Below are 25,021 nucleotides of genomic sequence, written 5' to 3'. Positions count from 1 at the left end.
GCTCAGCTCAATTCCTGCTGATCCAGTGCTCTTGCCGAGGCGTAGAACCGACGAAACAAGGCAGTGCAAAACCAGGGGGCCGATCTTGAAATACGTCACGGCATACATCGCAACAGTGCTCGTTTTTCTTGCCGTGGACTACGTCTGGCTGACGCAGGTATCCACCCGGTTCTACCTTGACCGTATCGGCCATCTGATGATGGAAAAGCCCAACATCGCCGCCGCGAGTGTTTTCTATCTGGTGTATGTCGTCGGCATAGTGATCTTCGCGGTTGCGCCCGCGCTCAAGGCAGACAGCCTTGTGACCGCCATTGTTTTCGGAGCGCTGTTCGGGTTTTTCACCTACGGCACTTACGACGTCACCAACTACGCAACGCTCAGGGAGTGGCCGGTTTCCGTTGTTCTCGTCGACGTTGCCTGGGGGACGGTCCTGTCCGCGGTTTCGGCCGGTGCGGGCTTCACGATCACCCGGCTGATGTCCTGATCCGCTAGTCGCGAAACGCAGGGCACAACAGTCTCGTCAAAAATATCAAGACTACGTAGTTCTCCGAGGACTGGCCGTTACTGAATTTTTACGTGCAGAGCGGTAGTGTTTCATCTTGCGATAACGGCGCTGATCAACAGCGGCCGTAAGCGGGGCTGAAAAATTACTGTCGGGGTTTCCACGTGACGCTTTCAATCAAGGGCCGGTTCGTCGCCATGGTTCTGACGGCTGCCGCCATCATGATGGCCGGTACCGCATTTGCTTTCTATACCTTCCGCCAGGCCTTCATGGAAAAGATCGGCACACCCGCCGGTGCGCAGGACTTTCTGACAGGCAATGTTGCCGGCAAGATCGACGGGCTTATCCTGGATCAGATGATCACCATCGGTCTGGTCGTGCTGCCGGTCGGTCTGGCCTTTCTGGCATTTGCCGTCATTCTGGCCGTGGGGCTCGCCCGGCCGATGAACCGGTTGCAGACTGGCCTCGACATGCTGTCCGAAGGCAATCTCGACATCCAGATCGACGGTGCCCATCGGAGCGACGAAATCGGAGCCATTGCACGGTCCGTGACCGCTTTCCGGGCCAATCTCGCCGAACGGGCCAAAGAGCAGGCAAGGCAGGAACTTGCCCACCAGGAAGCCCTCAGCGAAGAGCGCAAGGCGCTGATGCAGGATGTTGCCGATGATTTCGAGAAGTCCGTCATCGGTGTGGTTTCTGCCTTGTCGACGGCTGCCAAAAGCGTTGAAGGCAATTCGGCAGATCTGAACAGGGCGGTGAACTCGTCCATGCAGGCCGTTCAGGAAGTGCATCAGGCAACATCGGAAGCCAGCAGTTCCGTCGCTTTTGTGACGAGTTCGGCAGACCGGTTGTCCGGTTCGCTGAGCCGTGTGCGTGAGGACGTCGACCAGGCAACGGACATTGCCAGCACCGCGGTGGCGGAAGCCCGGAAAACCGACGAGATTGTCGGTCGGCTTGCGGAAACGGGCCGTGCCATTGGTGAAATCGTCGAGTTGATCAGCCAGATTGCAAGCCAGACCAACCTGCTCGCGCTCAATGCGACCATCGAGGCCGCAAGGGCTGGCGAAGCCGGGCGGGGATTTGCCGTTGTTGCGAATGAGGTCAAGGCCCTTGCCGAGCAGACGACCAGGGCGACCGAAGACATCTCCGCGCAGGTGACGGCGGTGCAGGAAGTCGCGGAGCTTTCCGAAACCGCCATCCGTTCGATCGCGGAAACCATTGGCCGCGTCAGCGAGATTTCCGGAAAAATCCGCGAAGCGGTCGAGGAACAGACAACGGCCACCCATGAGATCAGCAGCAATGCTCTGACGGCGCGGACTAGTTCCGATCAAGTGGCCGAAAACGTCGATACCTTGAGCGACGTTATGGAGACCAGCCGGACGGCTACCGATGAAATGAACGGTGCTGCTGCCGAACTTGGGCAATTGTCAAACAGCCTGCAAGAACAGGTTCGGCAATTTCTGCAAAGCGTGCGGGCTGCCTGAGAGGCAGCCGCGGAACGCCTTGTGTATTGGTATAAATGACAGTAACCCAATAAAATCACTTGCAGTTTAGAGATTGGTTCAGTTTTGCTCCCGTAGAGTAAGCGTAACTAATATCTTGGCTGAAGACGGAATATGGCAGAATTCTTAGCGAATGTGCCGGGTCAACATCTCCTGCTCGCATTGGGAACCGCTCTGGTTCTCATGGCCGTATGCTATTTATGCGGCCGAAAGCAGCGGGACGGCTCGGCTCCTTCCAACGTTTCCAGATTTGGCAACGATGCCGCAATCCTTCAGCTTGTCGTGGAGCATGCCCATGAAGGACTGGTCATGCAGGACATCGACGGGCACATCGAATGGACGAACCCGGCCTATTCCCGCATCACCGGTTTCAGCGCTGAGGAAATTCGCGGCCGGCGGCCTCAGGAATTCATCTTGCCGCCGGAAAACCAGCTCCCCCCGGACGAGATCGAAAGCTTCCGCTACGACCTGACGAAGTTCCGGTCGGGAACCGAAGAGCTGATCCTCAACCGGCGCAAGAACGGCGAATTGTTCTGGAACCAGCTGACCTTTGCTGTGGTCGAGGGAAAGACGCTGGAAGAAACCAAGATCATTCTGATTTGCCGGGATGTAACCAGCCAGGTCGAGCATGTGAAGGAGCTGGAGAACGCGCGCATCCGTTTGAAACATCAGGCGGAGCATGACGACCTGACCGGCGTTGCCAACCGGGCCAAGCTGAATGCCTACCTGAAGGAACGCGTTGCAGAGGGTACGGCCGGCAATGAGCAGATCGGAATCATCCATTTTGATCTGGACCACTTCAAGGACATCAACGACAGCCATGGACACGGAGCAGGCGACACCGTGCTGCGCCATGTGGCCATGGTGATGAGCCGTGTGCTGGGCAACAAGGGGTTGGTCGCACGTATCGGCGGGGATGAATTCGTCGCGGTGGTCGCCAACCCGTCCGGACCAGGCGAAATGGAAGATCTGGGCAACCGGATCCTTGAGGGACTGGCCAAGCCTGTGAGAGTGGACCGTCACGAGTTGCGGGTTGCCGGCAGTGTCGGGCTAGTGTTGGCGGAAACGGCGACTGCGAGTGCGTCGGAGCTAATTAATTGCGCCGATATTGCTCTTTATGCCGCCAAGCGCTCGGGCCGTAGCCAGATCTCCTGGTACACGGATGCGCTCGGAGCGGCGCATCGCCACCGGCGCATGATCCAGGCACAGCTGGACGAGGATCTTGAAAACGGCGGTCTGTCTTTGATGATGATACCGCAGTACGACCTGGAGAGCCGGCGGATCATCGGATACGAGGTTACGGCCTGCTGGCTGCATCCTTCCGAAGGGCTCGTGGACCCGGTCAGCCTTCTGTCGACGCACGAAGACGTCAAGAGAATCGCCCAGATCGAGCGTTTCGCGCTGCTGGAGGGGCTTGCCCAGGTCCGGCGACTTCGAGAGCTCTCGAATACGGCGTTCTTCCTGTCGGTGAACCTGAGCGGAGCCAGCCTGAAGGAAAAAGGCTTCGTTGAACAACTTCGTCAGGCTGCCTGTGAGGCTGGTTTCAAGACCGACGACATCGTGGTCGAGCTGGACGAAAAAATCATCCGTTTCGACGAACCGGACGGCCTCGCCGGATCCGTCGACCTTCTGAGGGAAATCGGTTGCAGGGTTGCCCTGGACAAGTTCGGCGGCGGACATGGCGGTGCCGGTCAGCTTATCTATCTGAACGCGGATCGATTGAAGCTGTGTCCGATGCTTATTGCAGGGCTTGAGGACAGCAAGGAAAAACGGCAGCTGGTTCAGTCGGTCACCCGGCTTGCCGGCAATCTGGGGCTGAAGATTTCCGCGGCGGGGGTCGATACGACAAAGCAGGTCGATCTGCTCAAGCAATTCGGCTGCACGACGGTGCAGGGCAAGGTCATTGCGGATCCGCTATCGCCACATGAAGCGGAAATTCATATGCGCGAGTTCGAGCTGCTGGAGTATCAGTCCTAAGCTCTCTGCCGTTGGGAGAGGTTTGGGGGTCTGTGGCCGATGGGCAACAGATCGATATTTCGTGCTGCAATTTGACGCATTTTTGCTTTTCAAGTTCTCCGAAAGCAGGTACCAACATCCCCAGTCAACTCATGGTGGTTGGCTTTGTTTCCCCAGCAGCCGCCCGGCTGCGCAACCAGGAGGGCACTAAATGACAGATCGCTGCATGATCCACCCATATGCCGCTCTCCAGGCTTGCCCAGGTATCACTGTCCGCTTCCGCTAGGAAGCCACAGACCTTCTTCAAATTCCTGACTTTTGCGGTGACCGGCTGAAGCCGTTCCCATTGAGCTGCATGCGTTGCCGCGCGTGTCTGCCGTCACCACGTTTACGATCCCATTTCGGAGATGATCCGATGTCATTCCATTTCACGCCGGACCTGTCCCCAGCGACAGGCCGTCCGGATATTGAAGTGTCTTTACCAGAAGAGCCACGACAGGCTTTTCCCCGCCGTGCGATGCGTGCCGCTGTCGCCGCCGGCGTCTTTCTGGGAACCACTTTTGCGATCGCCGTCGTGTTCTTCATTCCGGTCATCGTCTTCAATCTGAGCCGGATCGAGGCTCTGGAAATTGCCGGCCGACACATACCGGTAACGCAGTTTGCCGATGAACTCGGCGCGCTTTTCTGGGGCACCTTCATCGTGGCTCTCGCCTTTACAAGTTTCATCGCCAGTCTCCTGCTGTTTGCGACTGGCCGCATAATTCGCCCGCATAGAAAACCTGTGCGCACTGACGATGCCCTGGTGCATCTCAATGTGTTACGGTTGAGCGGGGCCGAGAGGTAATCATGTTCGAGCGTTTCGAAAAACTCGTGGACCCCTTCGAGAAGACTGTTCTCGAAGTGCCCCCGAAGGGATTCTGGGCCTTCTGTTGGTACTACACCAAACCTGTCTGGCCGATCCTGGCCGGTGTGTCGCTTCTCGGCACGCTGGTTGCGATCGTGGAAGTCTATATCTTCACGTTCCTGGGCGACCTGGTCACCTGGCTTGAAAAATCCGATCCGGATACGTTCGTCAGTCAGAACTGGCGCACGCTCCTCTTCATGCTGGTGATCCTGCTGGTGCTGCGCCCGCTGCTGGAGGTTATCTGGCAGCTGCTGTTTCACCAGGGGCTGATGGGCAACTATCCCATGTCCATCCGCTGGCGGGTGCATCGATACCTGCTGCGCCAGAGCGTGTCGTTCTATCAGAACGATTTCGCGGGCCGGATCGCAACGAAACTGATGCAGACAGCGCTTGGCGTGCGTGAAGTCGTCTCGCGCATGGCCGATATCATGGTCTATGTCGCAGTCTACTTCACCGCGGCCGTGATCGTGGTTGCGGGAGCCAATATCTGGCTCAGCCTGCCGTTCCTGGTGTGGATCTGTGCCTATCTGCTCACGATCCGCTTCTTCATTCCGAAGTTGCGGGACGTGTCGAAGGAGCAGGCTGATGCGCGCTCCCTGATGACCGGTCACGTGGTTGATGCCTATACCAACATCACCACGGTGAAGCTGTTCTCCCATGCGGAGCGCGAAGAAGCCTATGCGCGCACGTCGATGCTTGGCTTCCTGAAGACGGTCTTCCTGCAGATGCGGCTGGTGACGGGACTGAATATCGTACTGGTGTTCATCAACATGCTGCTGCTGACCTCCGTCGGTGGTCTTTCGATCATTCTGTGGCAGGCCGGCACTGTGACCATCGGCGAAGTCACCATTGCGGTTGCCTTCGTGCTGCGTCTTCAGGGGATGTCCCACTGGATTCTTTGGGAGCTTGCAGGATTGTTCGAGAACATCGGCACCGTGCAGGATGGCATCTCCACCATTTCGCGGGAACGCGAGGTGATGGACGTCAAGAACGCCAAGGCGCTCGAGGTCGGGCAGGGCGAGATCCGTTTCGATCGCATCCGGTTCCATTATGGCAAGGAAGCCGGGGTGATCGAGGACCTCAGCCTGACGATCCATCCGGGTGAGAAGATCGGTCTGATCGGCCGGTCGGGCGCAGGCAAGTCGACGCTGGTCAACCTGATCCTGCGCTTCTACGACCTGGAAGGCGGCCGGATCCTGATCGATGGCCAGGACATCGCCAATGTCCGTCAGGACGACATCCGGGCCGAGGTTGGTGTGGTGACGCAGGATACCTCGCTCCTGCATCGGTCGATCTTCGACAACGTGGCCTATGGCCGTCCGGATGCGACGCGGGAAGAGGTGCTGGCAGCGCTTGAAAAAGCACATGCACTGTCCTTCGTCGACGAGCTGGAGGACATGGAGGGCCGCAAGGGTCTCGATGCCCATGTCGGCGAGCGGGGCGTCAAGCTGTCCGGTGGCCAGCGCCAGCGGGTGGCCATTGCCCGAACCCTGCTGAAGGATGCGCCGATCCTGGCGCTCGATGAGGCGACATCCGCTCTCGACAGTGAAGTGGAGTTGGCCATTCAGGAGAGCCTGTTCGATCTGATGCAGGGCAAGACGGTGATTGCGATTGCCCACCGTCTGTCCACGATCGCGGCCATGGACCGGCTGATCGTGATGGACAAGGGTCGAATCATCGAGGAGGGGTCCCATCAGGAACTTCTGGAGCGGGGCGGACTTTACGCACAGCTCTGGGAGCACCAGTCGGGGGGCTTTCTGTCCTCGGTTCAGGCCGCCTAAATCCAAAGACCAATGGCAAGAGCGGGATTCAATCGGATTCCGCTCTTGCACTCATTCCCCAAAAAAGGGCAGAAAAGCGGCGCGGCGATTGTTTTGCCTGCGACATATGCGTTTCGAGGCGTTTGTTGAACTGGACAAGCGTTTCGAAGGGTGCAAAAAGACAAGCCGCTTGGCCGGTGCGGAATAGCCCGTATCCGGCCCCCGATGAGCCCGGCATGGTTCCGTTCCCTTCTTGGGCAAAGAAGGGGTCCCGGACGTGATGCGGGCTTTCGGTACAGGTTGAACAGGTTTCGAGAGGACGCGACCTTGGCACATACGGATCAGGCGGAACCGACCCGCCGCGATTTCCTCTATATTGCGACCGGCGCCATGGGCGTCGTTGGCGCTGGCGCGCTGGCATGGCCGTTCATCGATCAGATGAACCCGGATGCCTCCGCATTGGCTCTGGCTTCCATCGAGGTGGATATCTCTGCCGTGGAAGAGGGGCAGTCGATTACAGTCAAATGGCGCGGTAAGCCGGTATTCATCCGCAACCGTACCGAAACGGAAGTGGAAGAAGCCAAGGCTGTTCCCCTGGCTGATCTTCCCGACCCGCTTGCACGAAATTCTAACCTGCCGGCGGACGCGGAAGCGTCTGACGCCAACCGTGGCGTCGAAGGCAACGAGAAATGGCTCGTCCAGGTCGGTATCTGTACCCACCTCGGCTGCGTGCCGATCGGCAGCTCCGGCGACTTCGGCGGCTGGTTCTGCCCGTGCCATGGGTCTCACTACGACACCGCCGGCCGTATCCGTAAGGGCCCGGCTCCCGAGAATTTGCTGATTCCGCCGCTCGAGTTCGTCAGCGACTCGACGATCAAGATCGGCTAACGGCATAGATTTTTAGGAGACAGCCATGGCTGGACATTCAAACTATGTACCGCAGAGCGCTCCGGCAAAGTGGCTGGAAAGCCGCCTGCCGGTCATCTCGCTCGTTCGCGGCTCTTTTGTTGATTTCCCGACGCCGAAGAACCTGAACTACTGGTGGACCTTCGGTGGCATCCTGTTCTTCGTGCTGATCGCGCAGATCATCACCGGTATCGTGCTGGTGATGCACTACACGCCAAGCACCGATGCAGCCTTCAACAGCGTCGAGCACATCATGCGCGACGTGAACTTCGGCTGGATGCTGCGTTACCTGCATGCAAACGGCGCGTCGATGTTCTTCATCGCCGTGTACATCCACATCTTCCGTGGTCTTTATTACGGTTCCTACAAGGCGCCGCGCGAGATCTCCTGGATTCTCGGCGTGATCATCTTCCTGATCATGATGGGCACCGCCTTCATGGGCTACGTGCTGCCGTGGGGCCAGATGTCCTTCTGGGGCGCAACGGTTATCACCAACCTGTTCTCGGCCATTCCGCTGGTCGGCGAAGAAATCCGCACCTGGCTGTGGGGTGGTTTCGCGGTCGACAACCCGACTCTGAACCGCTTCTTCTCGCTGCACTACCTGCTGCCGTTCATGATCTTCGGTGTCGTTATCCTGCACGTGTGGGCGTTCCACACCACGGGTAACAACAACCCGACAGGCGTTCAGCCGAAGACCAAGCAGGACACGGTTCCGTTCCACCCGTACTACACGATCAAGGATCTGTTCGCGATCATTGTGTTCATGATCCTGTTCGCATGGTTCGTCTTCTACGTGCCCAACTACATGGGTCACCCGGACAACTACATCGAAGCAAACCCGCTCGTGACCCCGGCGCACATCGTTCCGGAATGGTACTTCCTGCCGTTCTACGCGATCCTGCGCGCCATCCCGGACAAGCTCGGCGGTGTTGTCGCCATGTTCGGTGCCATTGCAGTTCTGTTCGTTCTGCCCTGGCTTGACACGTCCAAGGTTCGCTCCGGCACCTACCGCCCGCTGTTCAAGCAGTTCTTCTGGATCTTCGCTGCCAACGCCGTTGCGCTTGGCTATCTCGGCGCCATGCCGGCCGAAGGCACCTACGTTCTGCTCGCCCGGGTCTGCACCGCCTACTACTTCGCCCACTTCCTGATCATCCTGCCGATGCTCGGGTTCCTGGAAAAACCGCGGCCCTTGCCGGCCTCGATTTCCGAAGCGGTTCTGAAGGGCGGAGCCGGCAAACCGGCTGGTGCGACTTCAGCACCGGAAACGAAGTAACGCGGCCCGGATCAGGAGTTAATTGAGACAATGAGCACCATGATCAAAATGGTTCGTTCCTTCGCTGCGGTGGCGGCTGTCGCCATCGCGACCCCGGTCTTCGCAGCAGGCAACGCCCCGCACATCGAGCGGGAGCAGTGGTCCTTCTCGGGTCCGTTCGGTTTCTACGACCGTGGCCAGCTGCAGCGTGGCTTCAAGGTCTACCGGGAAGTCTGTGCTTCGTGCCACGGCCTGAAGCAGGTTTCTTTCCGTAACCTTGCTGAAGACGGTGGCCCGAGCTTCACCGAAGACCAGGCCAAGCAGATCGCGTCCGAGTACACCGTCATCGACGGTCCGAACGACGACGGCGACATGTATGAGCGTCCGGGTATTCTGGCGGACAAGTTCCCGTCTCCGTTCCCGAACGAGCAGGCTGCCCGCGCTTCCAACGGCGGCGCTTACCCGCCGGACTTCTCGCTGCTGGCAAAGGCCCGTGCGGCGCACCGCGGTTTCCCGTGGTTCGTCTTCGATGCCTTCACCCAGTATCAGGAGCAGGGCCCGGATTACATCTACGCGCTTCTCACCAGCTATCCGGAAGAAAACCCGGCATGTCTGGGTGAGGACTTCACCGGCAACTACAACCCGGCATTCCTGGGTGGTTCCGTTACCGCTGAAGCTTGTGCGCACGAGCATCTGACAGGTGGTCCGATCGGCATGGCCGCACCGCTGTCCGACGAGCTGGTCGAATACACCGACGGCACACCGATGACGGTCGACCAGTATGCGCATGACGTCGCTGCATTCATGATGTGGGCCGCCGAGCCGCATCTGGAAGAGCGCAAGAAGATCGGCTTCCGGGTCATGATCTTCCTGATCGTCTTCGCCGGCATGCTCTACTTCACGAAGAAGAAACTGTGGCGCAACGTTGAGCATTGATTGATTGCCGCCTAAGTGCATGATGAAAGCCGCCGGACCTTCCGGCGGCTTTTTCTTTGAGGGGTAATGCAATGCGCCGCGCATTGATGTTTCTGGCAATTCTCCTGCTTCCTGTCCCCGCAAATTCGCAATCGGCCGCAACCCACATGGTCGAGGTTCTGGACATGCATCTTGCCATGCGCGCTGCGCTGCGAGCCGTCGAGGTCTGCAACGAGGCAGGTTTTCAGGCCGGAGCTTCCGTGGTGGACCGTTTCGGCGTCGAGCAAGTGACACTGCGCAGCAACATGGGCGGTGCGCATGTTGCCGAAACCGCCCGTCGCAAGGCCTGGACCGCCGCTTCATTCAATCTTCCCAGTTCGGATCTTGGTTCGCTCGCCGGACCGGGCGGAGAGGCCAGTCTTGCAGCTATTCCAGGGGCGTTGCCTCTGGCTGGGGGGCTGCCCATCGTCTCGGCGACCGGAATGCTTCTCGGAGCGATTGGCGTTGCCGGAGGCGGTGGCGGCGAGAACGAGGCGAAATGCGCCAAGGCCGGGCTTGACGCCATCGCGGATCAATTGAAATAAACCATCGCTGATGCGGGCCTGTGTCCCGCAGGAATTGATTTTGAATCTGTTTGGAGTGGTTATGGCAGACGCAGTATTGGGCATTATCGGCGGGTCTGGAATCTACGACCTTCCGGGTCTGGAAAACTCCGAATGGATCGCCGTCAACAGCCCCTGGGGCACGCCGTCCGATGAAGTGCGTATCGGCACCATTGATGGTCTCAAGGTGGTTTTCCTGCCCCGTCATGGGCGCGGACACGTCTATTCGCCGACAACCATCAACTACCGCGCCAACATCGACGTGATGAAGCGCTGCGATGTCACCGATCTTCTGTCTGTCTCTGCCTGCGGATCGCTCAAGGAAGAACATGCTCCGGGCACCTTCGTGCTGGTGGACCAGTTCATCGACAGGACGTTTGCGCGGGAGAAGAGTTTCTTCGGTACCGGCTGTGTCGCGCATGTGTCCATGGCGACACCGGTCAGCCCGAAGCTGGTCGATGCAGTGGCGGCAGCCGCGAAAGCGGAAGGCCTCGCCTATGCCAAGGGCGGCACCTATCTGGCCATGGAAGGCCCGCAGTTCTCTTCTCTTGCGGAAAGCCAGCTCTACCGGTCCTGGGGCTGCGACGTCATCGGCATGACCAACATGCCGGAAGCAAAGCTTGCCCGCGAGGCGGAGATTTCCTACGCCACCATTGCGATGGTCACCGATTATGACAGCTGGCACCCGGACCACGGCGAAGTCGATATTCAGGCCATCATCAAGGTTCTTCACGAGAACGCGGAAAACGCCCAGAGGCTTGTTGCCCGTGTCGCTAGGGATCTGCCGCGCGAACATCAGTCCTGCCCGGCCGGGTCCGATACTGCGCTGGAGTTTGCCATGATGACCGCACCGGACAAACGCGACCCGGCGCTGGTGGCGAAGCTCGACGCTGTCGCAGGACGGATCCTGAACCGGACCTGACCGGATTGCCGGCCGAAAGTGTGGCCGGCATAACCCCTTGAGACAAAGCGAAATTGCTTCGACCGGCAGGTCAAACTTGTTATAACCACCGGCCGGGGCAGATGCCTGGAACTATTTTAACAGAGAGATATCCCGATGACCGCACAGACCATTCAGGATGAACTTGTCAGTGCAATCCGCACGATCAAGGACTATCCGAAAGAGGGCATCCTGTTCCGGGATATCACGACGCTGCTCGGCGATGCCCGTGCCTTCCGCCGGGCGGTCGATGCCCTGGTGCAGCCCTGGGCCGGCTCCAAGGTCGATCAGATTGCGGGCATCGAGGCGCGCGGTTTCATTCTCGGGGGCGCGGTCGCGCACCAGCTGTCCGCTGGCTTCGTGCCGATCAGGAAGAAGGGCAAGCTTCCGCACGAAACCGTCCGGATCGCCTATTCCCTGGAATATGGTCTGGATGAGATGGAGATGCACAAGGATGCGATCAAGCCGGGCGACCGTGTCATCCTGGTTGACGACCTGATTGCTACCGGTGGAACGGCAGAGGCTGCCTGCAAATTGTTGCGGTCCATGGGCGCCAACATCGAGTCGGCGTGCTTTATCGTCGATCTGCCAGATCTCGGCGGGCGCAAGAAACTGGAAGCGATGAACGTTCCAGTGCGCACCCTCGTGGAATTTCCGGGTCACTAGGTCTGTCATGGCGGGAGGAGCCGAGGGCAGAGACGTGATACCGGACTTTTCAGAGAAATTTCAGAAGGATTTCGAGACCCTTCTGAAATGGCGACGGGACGTGCGCCGTTTCAAGCAGGAGCCGTTGCCGGCAGGCGCTCTCGACCATCTTCTGCAACTGGCAGACCTCGCCCCCTCTGTTGGCAACAGTCAACCCTGGCGAATTGTTGTTGTCGACAGCGCCGAGGCGCGTGGGCGGATCATCGCGAGCTTCGAAGCGGAAAATGAAGAAGCCGCCAGGACCTACAGTGACGACAAGGCGCTCGCCTATCGCCAGCTCAAGCTGGCGGGGCTGAAGGAAGCCCCCGTGCATCTGGCGATTTTCTGCGACGACGACCCGGAACAGGGCCACGGACTGGGCCGGCTGACCATGCCGGAAACGCTGGCCTATTCCACGGTAAGCATGATCCACACATTCTGGCTGGCGGCTCGTGCCGAAGGTGTCGGGGTTGGCTGGGTGTCGATCCTTGATCCGGACGCGGTGACAGAGGCGCTGCAGGTTGACGCCGGTTGGCGCCTCGTGGCTTATCTATGCGTCGGTTATCCGGAAGAAGAGCATATCGACCCGGAGCTGGAGCGAGCGCGTTGGCAGGCGCGCACGCCTCTGGCATCCCGCGTCATTCACCGATAGGGCATCCTGCGGCCAGACGACCGCAGAAAGGATGCTCGCAAATTATGGAAGCGATCGGCAAATGCTTGTTCAATTGGCGACGATTGAAGGGCCGCTGATCTGGAGGCAGGGCAGACCATGAGCGTGATCATCCGACGGATCAACGAGGAAGACAAGGAAGCTGTGTTCCAGCTTCTGGCAGACCGATGGGCAGGCCCCGAAATGCTATTGGACGGCGAGATCGTCGATGCGTCGAGCCTGCCGGGTTATGTTGCCTACGCAGGCGACGATCTTGTGGGGCTCGTGACGCTGATCAAGCGGGAAAGCGAATGGGAAATCCTCACGCTGGACTCGCTCAGCCGCTGGGGTGGCACCGGAACACTGCTGCTGAACGCGGTGGTCGATGAAGCAAAGGCGTCCGGCATCAACCGGCTGACCGTCCGTACGTCCAACGACAACCTCGACGCCTTCCGCTTCTATCAACGGCGCGGCTTCCGTCTGGAGCGGATCGCGCAAGGTGTCATCGACGCCGAGCGCGAGAAGAAGCCGGAAATCCCGCTGCGTGGCGACTACGGTATCGAAATCCGCGACGAAGTCCTGTTTGCCCGCAGCCTTTGAGGTGCTGGCGACATCCCCTTTCTTTCCAACCTTTTCTGCATCGGTCTTGCCAGCCCGAACACGTGTCCGAGCATCCTGTTATTGCCGGACGATCGCACCGACGGCGTTGACCAAAAGTCTTGAGGCGGTCAGCGCACTGAGGCCGTCGATATCGTTTGGCGGGTAGAATTCGACCAGGTCAAACCCAACGATCCTTGCGCGTCTGCCCAGCCCCGCAATCAGATCGATCACCTGCGTGTAGGTGAGCCCGCCGGGCGTGCGCGCGGCAACGCCGGGCATGATGGCCGGGTCGAGGCCGTCACAGTCCAGCGTGACGACGCAGCGCGCGCCTTGCGGAATATGCCTCAATGCGGCCGAGATACCTTCTGCGTGGACCTCGCGCGCTGTGACAAAGCGGCTGCCATAGGATTGTGCAGCCTCGATTTCGTTTATGCCGGCGCTGCCGACGGAACGCAGGCCAACCTGAACGAGGCCCGCAACATGTGGCATCTCGCTGATGCGGCGCATCGGGCTGGAGTAGCCGTAGCGCTCGCCGTCGACCTCATCGCGCCAGTCGATATGGGCATCTATCTGCAGCACCCATAGGGGTCCCTGATCAGCGAAGGCGGCGAGGAAGGGGATCGGTAGGGAATCATCACCGCCAAGCAGGATCGGAATGGCTGGCAGTGCCAGGATCGAGCGTGTTTGTGCCTCGATCCGTGCCCGGTTGCCTGCGTTGTCGTGCAGCCGGGTGTCGATATTGCCGATGTCGGTGCAGCAAACCGGCTGACCCTCGAATAGCGGTCCGCCGAGATCGAAGTCCCAGTGGCCGACGAGGCCGGCATCTTCCTGACTGGCTGCGCGAATGGCATCGGCGGCTCCGGTGTACCCGCTGCTGTCCTTGCCAGGGTAAGTGCTGCCGTGTCCGGCACCGAAGATCACAGCACGTGGTGTCCGGTTTTCCGGAAGCTGTGCGGGAAAGTCGAGAAAAGGCACTCGGTCGGTCCTGTTCGGTTTCTTGCGGGCGGTATACTGCAGAAAGGCAAATTCCCAGGCGTTTGAGAATGCTTTCGATGCCTGACAGCATCGGCCTCAGCTTAATCGAAGGCCGGGGTCTGCCAAAGTTCAAGGACAAAAACCGGCTCCCGCGTCAGCTCTTGCCGGCTGGGGAGCGGAATTTGCATTGCGGCGCACAATAGTTATACTTGCTCATTCCCAAGTTCATTTTTCCTGAACGGAAAAATTCCGCACATTTGTGCTCAGAATTCCTGAGGAGGATAATTTATGCCCGTCGCCAGGTCCTTGGAAACGGCTGAGGAAATTTCAGATATTGCTTTCGGATTTATGGGCTCCAAGGCTCTTTTTTCTGCACTTCATGTAGATTTGTTTTCACTGCTTTCCGAAAAGACCTTGACGCCACAGCAAGTTGCTGAAGAAAGCGAGCTTGATCTTGATCGCGCCACAACACTGTTGACCGCGCTTACGAGCCTCGGGCTGGTGCGCCGGGAGGGAGCAGGCTTCACCAATTCGCCCGCAGCGGAGGCGTTTCTGGTGAAAGGACGGAAGTATGATTTCGGCGACTATCTGCGGTTTCAGATCGACAAGCAGATGTACCCCTTCATGACGCAGCTCAATGACGCCCTGACGGACAGTCTGGAGGACGACCAGGTTGCTTCCTACGAGACCTGGTTCAGCGACCCGGAAGAAGCACGGCTTTATTCCCGGTCCCAGCATGCAGGCTCGCTTGGGCCCGGGCGGGGACTTGCCAAGCTCGTGGATCTGTCCGCTGCCAAGCAGTTGCTGGACGTTGGCGGTGGCACCGGGGCCTTCTCGATTTCGCTTTGCAAGGCGTATCCGGGACTGCGATCAACCGTTCTGGATTTTCCGAATGTCGCCAAGGTGGGCGAAGAGTTCATTGCCGAAGAAGGCCTGCAGGACCGCATCCGCTACGCGCCGGGCAATGCCCTGAAGGACACATGGCCGGACAGCGCGGACGCAGTGCTGATGTCCTATCTCTTTTCCGGTGTCCCGGGCACGGCCATTCCCGGGCTTGTGCGCAAGGCCTTCGAGGTTCTGACACCGGGCAGTGACTTCATGGTGCATGATTTCATGGTCGACGAAAACCGCGACGGGCCGAAGCTGGCCGCGCTCTGGCAGCTTCAGCACACCGCCTTCAACCCGGAAGCCCGTTCGATCACGAGTTCCTACGTTGCCGGCTTGATGGAAGCCGCCGGCTTCACGGATATCGCGGTTGAAGTGATGATCCCGGGCATGACGATGCTGGTGCACGGCCGCAAGCCGGAATAACATCACGCGGCAAACTGCGGCAAATGGGCATGATGTCCGTTTGCCGCAGTGCCTGGAACAGGCAAACGGATTAGGGACAAACTCTACGTGTTTTCCCTAAGATCCGGAGAAGAGATGTCTGCTTCATCTGCCCCCAAGGAAGTCCTGGTGCTACGGCTGCTTCTGGCCGTGCCCATCTTGAACCTGTTTCTCAAGGAAGCGCTTTATGGCGCGGAAGATGCCAAATACTGGTTCATCGCCAATCTCGCGATGATCTGGGCGGTGTCGATCTATGCCTTCGGATACCCGGCGATCATCCTGCCGGCGCTGACCATGGTGCCGATGGCCTTCTTGTGGATCCTGGACGTCTGCCGCTGAGGCACAGCTCGCATGCGAGGCATGGCAAGACAGGATCGCCAACCGCAAAGCGTGTTGCCGTCTTGAGGACGCAGCACGCTTTTGCGTCTTAACAGGGCCGACTAATTGTCCGGTTAGCGCTTGCGGCGTTCGACGAACACCGTGCCCTTGAAGGAGAACACCAGCGTACCGTCCTGATTGAAGGCCTGCATGTCGGAATGAACGAGACCCCAGTCCGGGCGGGTCCGGCTTTCGGTCTTGCCGGTGACCACACGCCGGTAGCGCAGCGTGTCACCAACAAAGACCGGCCTGATCCACTTGAGATCCTCGAACCCGGGCGAGGGGCCGATATTGGCTGGTGTTTGCCCTGCCGCCAGCGCTTCTTCCTGAAGAGCCTTGTGCCTGGCTACCCAGAGCTTCATGAATACCGCTGCCGTGTGCCAACCGGAAGCGCACAGGCGACCGAAATGGGTCTGCGCGGCAGCCTCCTCGCTGAGATGAAAAGCCTGCGGATCGTATTTTTCCGCAAAGCGCACGATGTCTTCCCGGGTGAAGGTGTGTTCCCCAAGGTCAAGCGTGTCACCGACTTCAATATCTTCGAAAAAGGCACTCACCGGGCGACCTCCCGTCTTGCGAACAGGTTCGGGTTTTCCCAGACGAGCACTTCGATGCCCTTCTGGTTCTTGGCCGTCACGCGAATGTTGACAAGGCCAAGGTCCGGTTTCGACCGCAAGTCTCTTGTGTCGAGTATTTCGACCCGGGCCGTTAGACAGTCACCTGGATGAACGGGACGCTTCCACTGCAGCTTGGTGATACCCGGCGAACCACGGCCGCTTGTTCTGGTCAGGAAATTTTCGGCAAGCAGGCGCATCACCATCGAACCTGTATGCCATCCGGAGGCAGCGAGCCCACCGAGGATGGATGCCTTGCCGGCCTCTTCGTCGAGGTGGAAAGGCTGCGGATCGAACTCGGCAGCGAAATCGATGATTTCGTCCCTGCTGACGGTGAGGGAGCCCAGCTCGAAGACCTGACCAGGTTCGAAGTCTTCAAAATAAAGGAGATCGGTCATGAATTCCGGTGGTGTTGGCAGTCCGCGGAAACGCGATGGTTCGCGTTCCCGCCTTGAGATTGGAAGAAAAGATCAGTCGTAATAGATCTCGTTATCATCCATGTAGACGTTGCTGGCTTCGCAGATATCGATGTCGATCGGATCGTCGAGAACTTCGGTATCGTCGTCGGCCAGCCAGCCGACCTGGAAGGTCTGCGCGCAATTGCCGGTGTCGGCGGCGAACTCGGCTTTCGCGCTTTCACCCGGCGAAAGCGGTCCGGACAGCCAGTTGTCCGACCAGCCGTCGCCGTCATTGGTGTAGAAGCCGACGACGACGTTGTCTTCGGTGTTGTTGTAGATCTGGAAGTACCCTTGCGAGCCGGTTCCCTGTGCGACGGCTGCAGTCGCAGACGCCAGGAGGGCAAGGCCGAGAGTGGCAGATTTCAGTAGCTTCATGGCACGTTTCCCAGGTGGGCAGCCTTGCTGCCCGACAGTGTTGCGTTCAGAAGCTAGTCCCAGCCGTATCGGAAGTAAAACTAAATCCGCCAGCCTTCGTTCTTGCCTGGATCGCCGGTTATACGGTCACGTATTTGCGCCAGTTGTGCTCTTCTTGGAAGCCCAGAACCTCGCGGATCTTGCGGTTCGAAAACAGGGCCTCGTGCTCGCCGAGTTCCCGCCTCAGCGGCACGTCGGGGAAGAAGCGCTTGAGGATTTCCGCATTCGGAATATCGACGGAATTCGTGTCGTTGCCGGCGTTGAAGACCTGGTAGCCGAGCCCGTCCTTTTCGAGGCAGCGGTCGACGATCTGACCGAGGTCGCGCGCATCGATATAGCAGAAGATGTTTCTGCGGCGTTGCGCAGGATTGGCAAAGAAATCCGGGAACCGGTCGTATTCGTGCGGCTCGATGACATTGCCGATCCGCAGCGCATAGATATCGAAGCCGGACCGGCGCTGGAAGGCGCGGGCGGTCTGTTCGTTGACCACCTTGGAAAGCCCGTAACTGTCCATCGGGTCGACGTCATAATCTTCTTCGACGGGTAGCACCTTCGGGTCGACCACGCCATCGGCGAAACAGACGCCGTAGGTGGTTTCCGAAGAGGCGATCACGATCTTGCGGATGCCGAGCTTCACGGCGGCTTCAATGACGTTGTATGTGCCGATCGTATTGACTTCGAAGGTTCTGTTGTCCGGATGAATGAGAATGCGCGGCACGGCCGCGAAATGGACCACCGCATCGAAAGTTGGCACCCCGTTGCCCGGTTCCAGTTCATCGAAATTGGCGTAGCTGGTCATGACGTTGAACATTTCACCCGATGAGGTGATGTCGGCAATGAGGTTGTCGACACCTGGATGATCAAGCGGTTTCAGGTCGACATTGACGACGCGATGTCCCTGCGCCAGCAGATAGGGAATGACGTGCCGTCCGGCCTTGCCGGAACCGCCGGTGAACAGAATGCGTTTCTGGGTGGTCATGGTTCAACTCCCCTGTTTTTGAGTTGCGTACATCATGGCCATTCCGACGCCGGAAGCCAGTGCCTGTTTTGTCTTTCTGGAAGAAAGACCTTGTTCTTCCGGAATGTGCCGGTGTGAGGGGCTGGAAGTCAGCAAGATTTATCAAAAAGCATAGTGCTAGGGTCCCATCAATCGAACGGGGCCAAGTCCATGACCAATCACGAAAAGCTCACACTCTCACCGCGAGACAACGGCTATGTCCGCCGTTTCACAAGGGTGATCGAATATATCTACGCCAACCTCGACGAGGATCCTGATCTGGCGAGGCTTGCCGAGGTGGCAGCCCTTTCTCCCTCACACTGGCACAGGGTCTGGCAGTCGACCTACGGCGAATCCATCTTCGCGACGGTCAAGCGTCTGCGCCTTCATCGTGCCGCGGGAGACCTTGCCTATACGGACCTGGCCTTGCCCGTCGTCGCAAAACGGGCCGGTTACGGCAGCCTGGAGGCTTTTTCACGCAGCTTCAAACAGGCTTACGGCCAGACCCCCACCACCTACCGCTCCTCCGTTTCCTCGCGCCGGGTTCAGCCGGCCAACGGCGGTGCACCACTTCCCAAACAGAAAGGACCAGCTCCAATGCATGACGTTTCCGTCAAAACCCTTCCGTCCGAAACCCTGGCCGTGCTGCCTCACCGAGGCGCCTACATGGAGATCGGCAAGGCGTTTGAGACACTTTTCGGCATTCTGGTGAGCCGTCAGCTGGTCGACCGGATCGGTGCGATGAAGGCGCTCTATTATTCCGACCCGACCCATGTTGCCGAAGATGATCTGCAGTCGGCTGCCGGAGCGGTCATAAACGATAGCTTCCCGGTCGATGCTCCGCTCGAAAAGCGGGAAACGCGTGCCGGTGACTACGCGGTGCTGCGTTACAAGGGACCCTACGCCGACATGAAATGGGCCTACGAGTGGCTTTACGGCGAGTGGCTGACGCAGTCCGGCCGTGAACCGGACGATGCGCCCTGTCTCGAAGTCTATCTCAACAACCCGCGCGACACGGCGCCGGCGGACCTTCTGACCGACATCTGCCTGCCTCTGAAGCCTGCTGCCTGAGCTCTGCTTCAGAGCGGCCAGAACAGCAGGATGGCCGGGATGCTGACGGCCAGGACGAGGATCTCGAGCGGCAGGCCCATACGCCAGTAGTCGCCAAAGCGATAGCCGCCCGGGCCCATGATGATGGTGTTGTTCTTGTGGCCGATCGGCGTCAGGAACGCACAGGACGATGCAACCGCCACCGCCATCAGGAACGGATCGGAGTTCACCTGAAGGGAATTGGCGATCTGGACCGAGATGGGCGCTGCGATCAGGCAGGTGGCAACGTTGTTCAGGAAATCGGAAAGGGTCATCGTCACCACCATCAGGATGGCGAGGGTGACCCAGGCCGGAGCCGTCGAGGTGAGGGCGAGAATACCGTCGGCGATCAGCTGAGCGTTGCCTGCTTCCTCAAATGCTTGTCCAAGGGGGATCAACGAGCCGAGCAGCACGATCACCTTCCACTCCACGGACTGATAAACCTCCGACCCGCTGATCAGGCCGGCGGCGGCATAAAAAATCACACAGGCAGCCAGGGCAACCGGGAGATAGGCAAGGCCAGCAACGGCTGCTGCAATCGCAACGGCAAAGCCTGCGATGGCCAGCCAGGCCTTGTTGCGCTGCATAACGCCCGTCTTGCGTCCTTCCAGAGGCAGGACACCAAGCCAGGCGCAGGCGCTTTCCAGCCGCTCCGGGGTGCCCAGCAGTAGGAGCACATCCCCCGGGCGTATCTCTTCGTGGCGAACGCGTTTCTGTACACGGCGACCCTGCCTGGAAATGCCGAGCAAGGTAACGCTGTGGCCGTAAAGGAGACGCATGTCGAAACTCGACCGGCCGATGATCCTGGCATTGTCCGGCGCGATTGCCTCGATCAGTGACAGGGCGTCGTTGTTCAGGCCGCCCTTGTGTTGTTCTGAGCCGGCGAATTCCAGCTTGGCCGCGCCCATGAAGGCCTCGATAGCCTTGGGGTCGCCTTCCACGAACAGGTAATCTCCGGACTTGATCGCCTCGCGGCGGGCAAACCCGCGTACACGCCGGCCATTGCGGATGAGGCCGATGATGGCGACATCCTTCTCGTCGGCAACTGGGTAAAGATCGCCGACGGTAAGCGGCTTTTCTTCCGAGATTTCCCCGACCTTCAGTTCGGCCGCATAAAGGCTTTCGGCAAAGCCCTCCTGTTTCGGCTTGTCCCGGAAATGGCGGGGCAGCAGGCGCCAGCCGAACAGGGCAACAAAGGCAATGCCTGTCACTGCGACCACGAGGCCGACAGGGGCAAAATCGAACATGGAAAAGGGCGCACCAAAGGCATCCGAACGATACTGCGCGATGACGATGTTTGGCGGTGTTCCGATCAGGGTGATCATGCCGCCGAGGATGGTTGCGAAAGACAGGGGCATCAGGGAGAGGCCGGGCGAACGTTCCGCCTTCTTGGCCGCCTCCATATCGAGCGGCATGAGCAATGCCAGCGCGGCCACGTTATTGATGATTGCCGACAGGCTGGCGCCGACGATGGCCATCAGACCGATATGCCGCGACAGGCCTCTGGAAGCGGAAATCACCACGCCCGCAATCAGTTCCACGGCACCTGAGTTCATCAGCCCGCGCGAGACGATCAGCACGAGGGCAATGATCATGACGGCGGAATGGCCGAAGCCGGAGAAGATTTCCTCGGAAGGGACGAGACCCAGGAACGCACCCAGGATCAACGCGCCAAAGGCAATGAGATCGAAGCGGATACGGCCCCAGACCAGCAGTGCGAAGACAGTGCCGAAGAGGACGAACAGGGCAATCTGGTCAAAGGTCACGAACAGGCTCCGGCAAAGACTTCAAAATCCGGGTTCGACCTGAACATGGCCGACCCGCAATCTCAAGACCACTTAAAGGACTTGGTCCGTCTTCCTTTGCATTTCCGGCCGAACGGAGCTGGACAGCGCCGTTGCCGGAGAAACCGGGACCACGACTTCTAAACACGGATTGCCACCAAAAGGTTCCGCAGCTTTCAAGGGCGTGAGAAGGCCAATAAGACCAGGCCCGGAAAGCGGCTGCTTTCCGGGCCCTTGCAATGCGGCAATACCGGGGATCTCAAAGCGCGCGCGAAGGCCCACCCGGGCCTGTCAAATGACCCTGACGGTCAGCTCCGGCAAGCCGTCGATGGTCGCCAGCATGAGGTCGCCGCGCTGGACGGAGCCGACACCAGCGGGGGTTCCGGTCAGGATGACGTCGCCCGCACCAAGCTGGAACAGCTCGGACAGCTTGGCGATGATTTCCGGTATTTTCCAGATCAACTGGTTGAGGTCGCCTTCCTGGCGAAGCTCTCCGTTCACGCTGAGAGCAATCCGGCCCTGGTCGAGGAAGCCGCTGTCTGCCGCCGGCATGATCCGGCCGATAGGGGCAGAGCGTTCAAAAGCCTTGGCGGCTTCCCACGGGCGCCCCGCCTTCTTGGCCTCCGCCTGCAGGTCGCGGCGGGTCATGTCGAGGGCAACGGCGTAGCCGTAAACATGTTCAAGTGCACTGGCTGCCGGGATGCTGCGCTTGCCGGACTTCAGAACGACCGCGAGTTCGACCTCGTGATGCACGTCGCTGGACAGGGGCGGATAGGGAAATTCGCCGGAAGGATCGAGGTTATCCGGGTTCTTCTGGAAGAAGAACGGCGCTTCCCTGTTAGGATCGTGGCCCATCTCCACGGCATGAGCGGCATAGTTTCGACCGACGCAATAGACCCGGCGGACTGGAAAACCCTTCTGGCTTTCACTGACGGGGAGGATCGTGGGGAAGGGAGCCGGAATGACGGTCGACATCGCAGACACTTTCGAGAATTGACGAAAGCCTGCTTGTACCGGGTTCGGCAGCATCCTGTCGAGCGGGAGTTATGTTCGCCCCGGTGGAGCCAGCCTTTGCCGTGCGATTTGTTGGGCACACCAGAGGCGTTCAGACCGGAACGCAGGTGGTCCTGTTGCCCTGCACTACGTTGGAGCCGGCTCCGCTTCTTCGTCCTGGCTGATACTACCGTCCTCCGAAGGCATGAACCAGATGACCACGAAGGCCAGCAGGCCGGCAGCGATCATGTAGAACGCCGGCGCGAGCTGCAGGTGAGTCTTGTCGATCAGATAGGTGGCAAACAGCGGTGCCGTGCCGCCAAAGAGCGCCAGCGGGATGTTATAGCCGATGGAATAGCCTGTCACGCGCACGGACACAGGGAACTGGCCGACCATGGCGGCCATGAGCGGGGCAAAGAAGGCGGTGAGAATAACGGCCATGCCGAGCTGGCCCAGAATGACCATGACCGGATCCGGATGATGCACCAGCCAGAACATCGGCAGGGCGAAGAGGGCGACACCGCCCGATCCGAACAGCAGTATGGTTCTTCGGTCGATCCTGTCGGCGAGATAGCCGACAATAGGCAACAGCAGCATGAAGACGACCATCACGCTGGTGTTGATCGTCAGGGCCCGGCTTTCCGTGAACTTGACGTAGTCGACCAGGTAGGACGTGAGATAGACGAACGTCAGATAGAAGCCGACACCGTTGAGGATGTTGCACGCTATCGTCCGCAGCAGGGCGGGTCGGTGGTTGCGCAGGACCTCGCCAACCGGAGCACTGACAGGATCGTGCGAGGAGGGCGGTTGATCCCTTTCTTCTGCCTTGGTGCCGCTTCGGATCATGAAACCGGTCAGGCCGACCAGCAGACCGAAGGCGAAGGGAATGCGCCATCCCCAACTTCCCAGATCGTCCGCCGGCAGGAGGCCGGTTGCCAGTGCCGCCACGCCGGAACCGAGCAGAATGCCGAATGTTGCCCCGACCAGGGCCCAGGAAACCGTGAAACACCGACGCTTGGGCGGGGCTATCTCGTAAAGATAGACGGTCGAGCCGGTGTATTCGCCGCCGACGGAAAGCCCCTGCAGCAACCGCAGCAGCGTCAGCAGCACGGGTGCGGCAATGCCAATCTGGTCGTAGGTCGGCAAGAAGGCGATCAGCGTCGTCGGAATGGCCATCAGGGCGACGGACAACAGAAGGGCCCGGCTGCGGCCGGTCTTGTCGGCAATATGGCCGAGCAGCAGACTGCCGATGGGACGCATGAGGAAGCCTGCCGCAAAGACACCGAAGGTGCTGATCAGGCTGACGGTCGGATCGTCACTCGGGAAAAACTGTTGCGCAAGGATGGGGGCAAGATAGCCGTAGACGGCGAAATCGTACCATTCCAGCGTGTTTCCCACCGTTCCCGCAATGATCTTGCGGATCCTGGTGTCGCTTCGTCCCGCCATATTGGCCCCTCCTGCAGGTCGAATTCCCGTATGTCCGGGTAACCCTAGAGGGGATGTCTTTATCTTCCGTTTCCGTGCCTTCTGAGGAAGGCGGCTGACCGGGAGGTGGAAGCGGACTGGAAACGCGCAGGCGGCGCTTGGCTGCCTGCGCGGGATTTCGTCAGGTGTTGAACTTGAAGAGCAGGACGTCGCCGTCCTTGACGACATATTCCTTGCCTTCGTCGCGAGCCTTGCCCGCTTCCTTGGCTGCGGTTTCGCCGCCGAGGCCGACGTAATCGTCGTAGGCAATGGTCTGCGCGCGGATGAAGCCGCGTTCGAAATCCGTATGGATGACGCCGGCTGCGCCCGGGGCCTTGGTGCCTTCGGTGATGGTCCAGGCGCGGGTTTCCTTCGGGCCTGCCGTGAAATAGGTGATCAGGCCCAGCAGGCCGTAGCCCGCGCGGATCAGCCGGTCGAGGCCCGGCTCTTCAAGCCCGATGGTCTCCAGGAACTCTTCCTGTTCTTCCTTGTCGAGCTGGGAGATTTCCGCCTCGATGGCCGCGGAAATCACGACGGCGGCAGCGCCTTCTGCCTTCGCCTTTTCGGCGACCTTGGCGGAGAGGGCATTGCCTTCGCCTGCGGATGCTTCGTCGACGTTGCAGACGTAGAGAACCGGCTTTGCAGTCAGGAGGTTCAGACCCTTCAGGATCTTCTCTTCATCCGGACCGGACACTTCTAGAACGCGTGCCGGCTTGCCGTCCTGCAGCAGGGCCAGCGCGGCTTCCATGACGGGCAGCACAGCCTTGGCTTCCTTGTCGCCGCCGGAGGCCTTTTTCTTCAGCGGCGCAATGCGGCGCTCAAGGCTTTCCATGTCGGCGACCATGAGTTCGGTCTCGACCGTTTCGGCATCGGCGATCGGGTCGACGGTTCCTTCCACATGGGTGATGTCGTCGTCTTCAAAACAGCGCAGCACGTGTGCGATGGCATCGACTTCGCGAATGTTGGCCAGGAACTGGTTGCCGAGGCCTTCGCCCTTGGAGGCGCCGCGCACGAGGCCGGCGATGTCGACAAAGGTGATGCGCGTCGGAATGACTTCCTTGGACCCTGCAACTTGACGGATCGCGTAGAGGCGCGGATCCGGAACGGCAACTTCGCCCGTATTCGGCTCGATGGTGCAGAACGGATAGTTGGCAGCCTGTGCAGCTGCCGTCTTGGTGAGCGCGTTGAAGAGTGTGGACTTGCCGACATTCGGCAGTCCGACAATGCCGCACTGGAAACCCATGGGAGTTCGCTTTCGGTTGGTCTTGAGACTTTGCAGCGCTAAATGCCCGAGCCGGGTCAAGAGGTCAAGGCTTTGGCGGACTGCGGGCGGGTGTTTGTCAAGAGCATGTCAGGA

At 59.6% G+C, this 25,021-nt stretch carries 25 protein-coding genes; 16 read left to right on the top strand and 9 right to left on the bottom strand.

Features of this window, described 5'->3' with window-relative positions; genetic code table 11:
- Nucleotides 1-85 precede the first annotated feature (85 nt).
- The 13 genes from ACVDG9_RS19470 to ACVDG9_RS19410 all read left to right on the top strand — a co-directional run bounded on the left by ACVDG9_RS19470 (nt 86) and on the right by ACVDG9_RS19410 (nt 13,172).
- Nucleotides 86-484 carry a DUF2177 family protein gene (locus tag ACVDG9_RS19470; protein ID WP_082444575.1) on the top strand — a complete coding sequence of 133 codons (399 nt, stop codon included), beginning with the start codon at nt 86-88 and terminating at the stop codon, nt 482-484.
- Between the two features lie 182 nt (nt 485-666).
- A complete protein-coding gene (locus ACVDG9_RS19465) occupies nt 667-1,986 on the top strand; it encodes a methyl-accepting chemotaxis protein (protein WP_022998126.1) in 1,320 nt (439 codons plus the stop codon).
- A 132-nt stretch (nt 1,987-2,118) separates the two neighbouring features.
- The gene (locus tag ACVDG9_RS19460) at nt 2,119-3,981 is read left to right on the top strand and encodes a putative bifunctional diguanylate cyclase/phosphodiesterase (protein ID WP_447238748.1); all 1,863 of its coding nucleotides are present in this window, start codon (nt 2,119-2,121) and stop codon (nt 3,979-3,981) included.
- 394 nt (nt 3,982-4,375) lie between these two features.
- On the top strand, nt 4,376-4,804 hold the full coding sequence (locus ACVDG9_RS19455) for a hypothetical protein (protein ID WP_145903536.1): 429 nt from the start codon (nt 4,376-4,378) through the stop codon (nt 4,802-4,804).
- A gap of 2 nt (nt 4,805-4,806) precedes the next feature.
- On the top strand, nt 4,807-6,645 hold the full coding sequence (locus ACVDG9_RS19450) for an ABC transporter ATP-binding protein (protein ID WP_447238747.1): 1,839 nt from the start codon (nt 4,807-4,809) through the stop codon (nt 6,643-6,645).
- Between the two features lie 306 nt (nt 6,646-6,951).
- Nucleotides 6,952-7,512, top strand: coding sequence for a ubiquinol-cytochrome c reductase iron-sulfur subunit (gene petA / locus ACVDG9_RS19445; protein WP_022998122.1), 561 nt, complete (start codon nt 6,952-6,954; stop codon nt 7,510-7,512).
- A gap of 25 nt (nt 7,513-7,537) precedes the next feature.
- Nucleotides 7,538-8,803 (top strand): cytochrome b, encoded by a 1,266-nt coding sequence (locus ACVDG9_RS19440; RefSeq protein ID WP_022998121.1) that lies wholly within the window; start codon nt 7,538-7,540, stop codon nt 8,801-8,803.
- Nucleotides 8,804-8,833: 30 nt separating this feature from the next.
- Entirely contained in the window at nt 8,834-9,718 is an 885-nt protein-coding gene (locus tag ACVDG9_RS19435; RefSeq protein WP_022998120.1) for a cytochrome c1, read from the top strand.
- A gap of 71 nt (nt 9,719-9,789) precedes the next feature.
- Nucleotides 9,790-10,281, top strand: a complete 492-nt coding sequence (locus ACVDG9_RS19430; RefSeq protein WP_022998119.1) for a GlcG/HbpS family heme-binding protein — start codon at nt 9,790-9,792, stop codon at nt 10,279-10,281.
- 61 nt (nt 10,282-10,342) lie between these two features.
- Complete coding sequence (locus ACVDG9_RS19425) at nt 10,343-11,221, top strand: S-methyl-5'-thioadenosine phosphorylase (protein ID WP_447238746.1); 879 nt, start codon at nt 10,343-10,345, stop codon at nt 11,219-11,221.
- Nucleotides 11,222-11,356: 135 nt separating this feature from the next.
- The gene (locus ACVDG9_RS19420) at nt 11,357-11,905 is read left to right on the top strand and encodes an adenine phosphoribosyltransferase (RefSeq protein WP_022998117.1); all 549 of its coding nucleotides are present in this window, start codon (nt 11,357-11,359) and stop codon (nt 11,903-11,905) included.
- A gap of 7 nt (nt 11,906-11,912) precedes the next feature.
- A complete protein-coding gene (bluB, locus tag ACVDG9_RS19415) occupies nt 11,913-12,575 on the top strand; it encodes a 5,6-dimethylbenzimidazole synthase (protein WP_296601758.1) in 663 nt (220 codons plus the stop codon).
- A gap of 117 nt (nt 12,576-12,692) precedes the next feature.
- Nucleotides 12,693-13,172 carry a GNAT family N-acetyltransferase gene (locus tag ACVDG9_RS19410; protein WP_022998115.1) on the top strand — a complete coding sequence of 160 codons (480 nt, stop codon included), beginning with the start codon at nt 12,693-12,695 and terminating at the stop codon, nt 13,170-13,172.
- Between the two features lie 78 nt (nt 13,173-13,250).
- Here the strand turns inward: ACVDG9_RS19410 and ACVDG9_RS19405 are convergent, their stop codons facing one another.
- Nucleotides 13,251-14,147 carry an agmatinase gene (locus ACVDG9_RS19405; protein ID WP_447238745.1) on the bottom strand — a complete coding sequence of 299 codons (897 nt, stop codon included), beginning with the start codon at nt 14,145-14,147 and terminating at the stop codon, nt 13,251-13,253.
- Nucleotides 14,148-14,435: 288 nt separating this feature from the next.
- On the opposite strand from ACVDG9_RS19405, the gene ACVDG9_RS19400 reads away from it, so the two are divergent.
- Together ACVDG9_RS19400 and ACVDG9_RS19395 are read left to right on the top strand one after the other, a co-directional pair.
- Complete coding sequence (locus tag ACVDG9_RS19400; RefSeq protein ID WP_022998113.1) at nt 14,436-15,458, top strand: methyltransferase; 1,023 nt, start codon at nt 14,436-14,438, stop codon at nt 15,456-15,458.
- 114 nt (nt 15,459-15,572) lie between these two features.
- The gene (locus tag ACVDG9_RS19395) at nt 15,573-15,815 is read left to right on the top strand and encodes a hypothetical protein (protein WP_075282487.1); all 243 of its coding nucleotides are present in this window, start codon (nt 15,573-15,575) and stop codon (nt 15,813-15,815) included.
- Nucleotides 15,816-15,928: 113 nt separating this feature from the next.
- On the opposite strand, the gene ACVDG9_RS19390 is transcribed toward ACVDG9_RS19395, so the two are convergent.
- The 4 genes from ACVDG9_RS19390 to ACVDG9_RS19375 form a co-directional block, all read right to left on the bottom strand.
- The gene (locus ACVDG9_RS19390; protein WP_055655912.1) at nt 15,929-16,408 is read right to left on the bottom strand and encodes a MaoC family dehydratase; all 480 of its coding nucleotides are present in this window, start codon (nt 16,406-16,408) and stop codon (nt 15,929-15,931) included.
- Nucleotides 16,405-16,863 carry a MaoC family dehydratase gene (locus tag ACVDG9_RS19385; RefSeq protein WP_022998110.1) on the bottom strand — a complete coding sequence of 153 codons (459 nt, stop codon included), beginning with the start codon at nt 16,861-16,863 and terminating at the stop codon, nt 16,405-16,407. The genes ACVDG9_RS19390 and ACVDG9_RS19385 overlap by 4 nt, the downstream gene beginning before the upstream one ends.
- A 72-nt stretch (nt 16,864-16,935) precedes the next feature.
- Nucleotides 16,936-17,298, bottom strand: coding sequence for a hypothetical protein (locus ACVDG9_RS19380; RefSeq protein WP_022998109.1), 363 nt, complete (start codon nt 17,296-17,298; stop codon nt 16,936-16,938).
- 118 nt (nt 17,299-17,416) lie between these two features.
- Nucleotides 17,417-18,316 (bottom strand): NAD-dependent epimerase/dehydratase family protein, encoded by a 900-nt coding sequence (locus tag ACVDG9_RS19375; protein ID WP_447238744.1) that lies wholly within the window; start codon nt 18,314-18,316, stop codon nt 17,417-17,419.
- A 189-nt stretch (nt 18,317-18,505) separates the two neighbouring features.
- Between ACVDG9_RS19375 and ACVDG9_RS19370 the strand changes: the two genes are divergently transcribed.
- On the top strand, nt 18,506-19,405 hold the full coding sequence (locus ACVDG9_RS19370) for an AraC family transcriptional regulator (protein ID WP_447238743.1): 900 nt from the start codon (nt 18,506-18,508) through the stop codon (nt 19,403-19,405).
- Between the two features lie 8 nt (nt 19,406-19,413).
- On the opposite strand, the gene ACVDG9_RS19365 is transcribed toward ACVDG9_RS19370, so the two are convergent.
- From ACVDG9_RS19365 to ychF, 4 genes are all read right to left on the bottom strand, one after another.
- The gene (locus tag ACVDG9_RS19365; RefSeq protein ID WP_022998106.1) at nt 19,414-21,189 is read right to left on the bottom strand and encodes an SLC13 family permease; all 1,776 of its coding nucleotides are present in this window, start codon (nt 21,187-21,189) and stop codon (nt 19,414-19,416) included.
- Between the two features lie 309 nt (nt 21,190-21,498).
- On the bottom strand, nt 21,499-22,182 hold the full coding sequence (locus ACVDG9_RS19360; RefSeq protein ID WP_022998105.1) for a fumarylacetoacetate hydrolase family protein: 684 nt from the start codon (nt 22,180-22,182) through the stop codon (nt 21,499-21,501).
- A 165-nt stretch (nt 22,183-22,347) separates the two neighbouring features.
- Nucleotides 22,348-23,646 carry an MFS transporter gene (locus tag ACVDG9_RS19355; RefSeq protein WP_022998104.1) on the bottom strand — a complete coding sequence of 433 codons (1,299 nt, stop codon included), beginning with the start codon at nt 23,644-23,646 and terminating at the stop codon, nt 22,348-22,350.
- A 160-nt stretch (nt 23,647-23,806) separates the two neighbouring features.
- The gene (gene ychF, locus ACVDG9_RS19350; RefSeq protein WP_022998103.1) at nt 23,807-24,907 is read right to left on the bottom strand and encodes a redox-regulated ATPase YchF; all 1,101 of its coding nucleotides are present in this window, start codon (nt 24,905-24,907) and stop codon (nt 23,807-23,809) included.
- Nucleotides 24,908-25,021: the final 114 nt, after the last annotated feature.

Source organism: Roseibium sp. RP-7, assembly GCF_053005225.1.
This window is presented reverse-complemented; position numbering and strand designations above follow the sequence as displayed.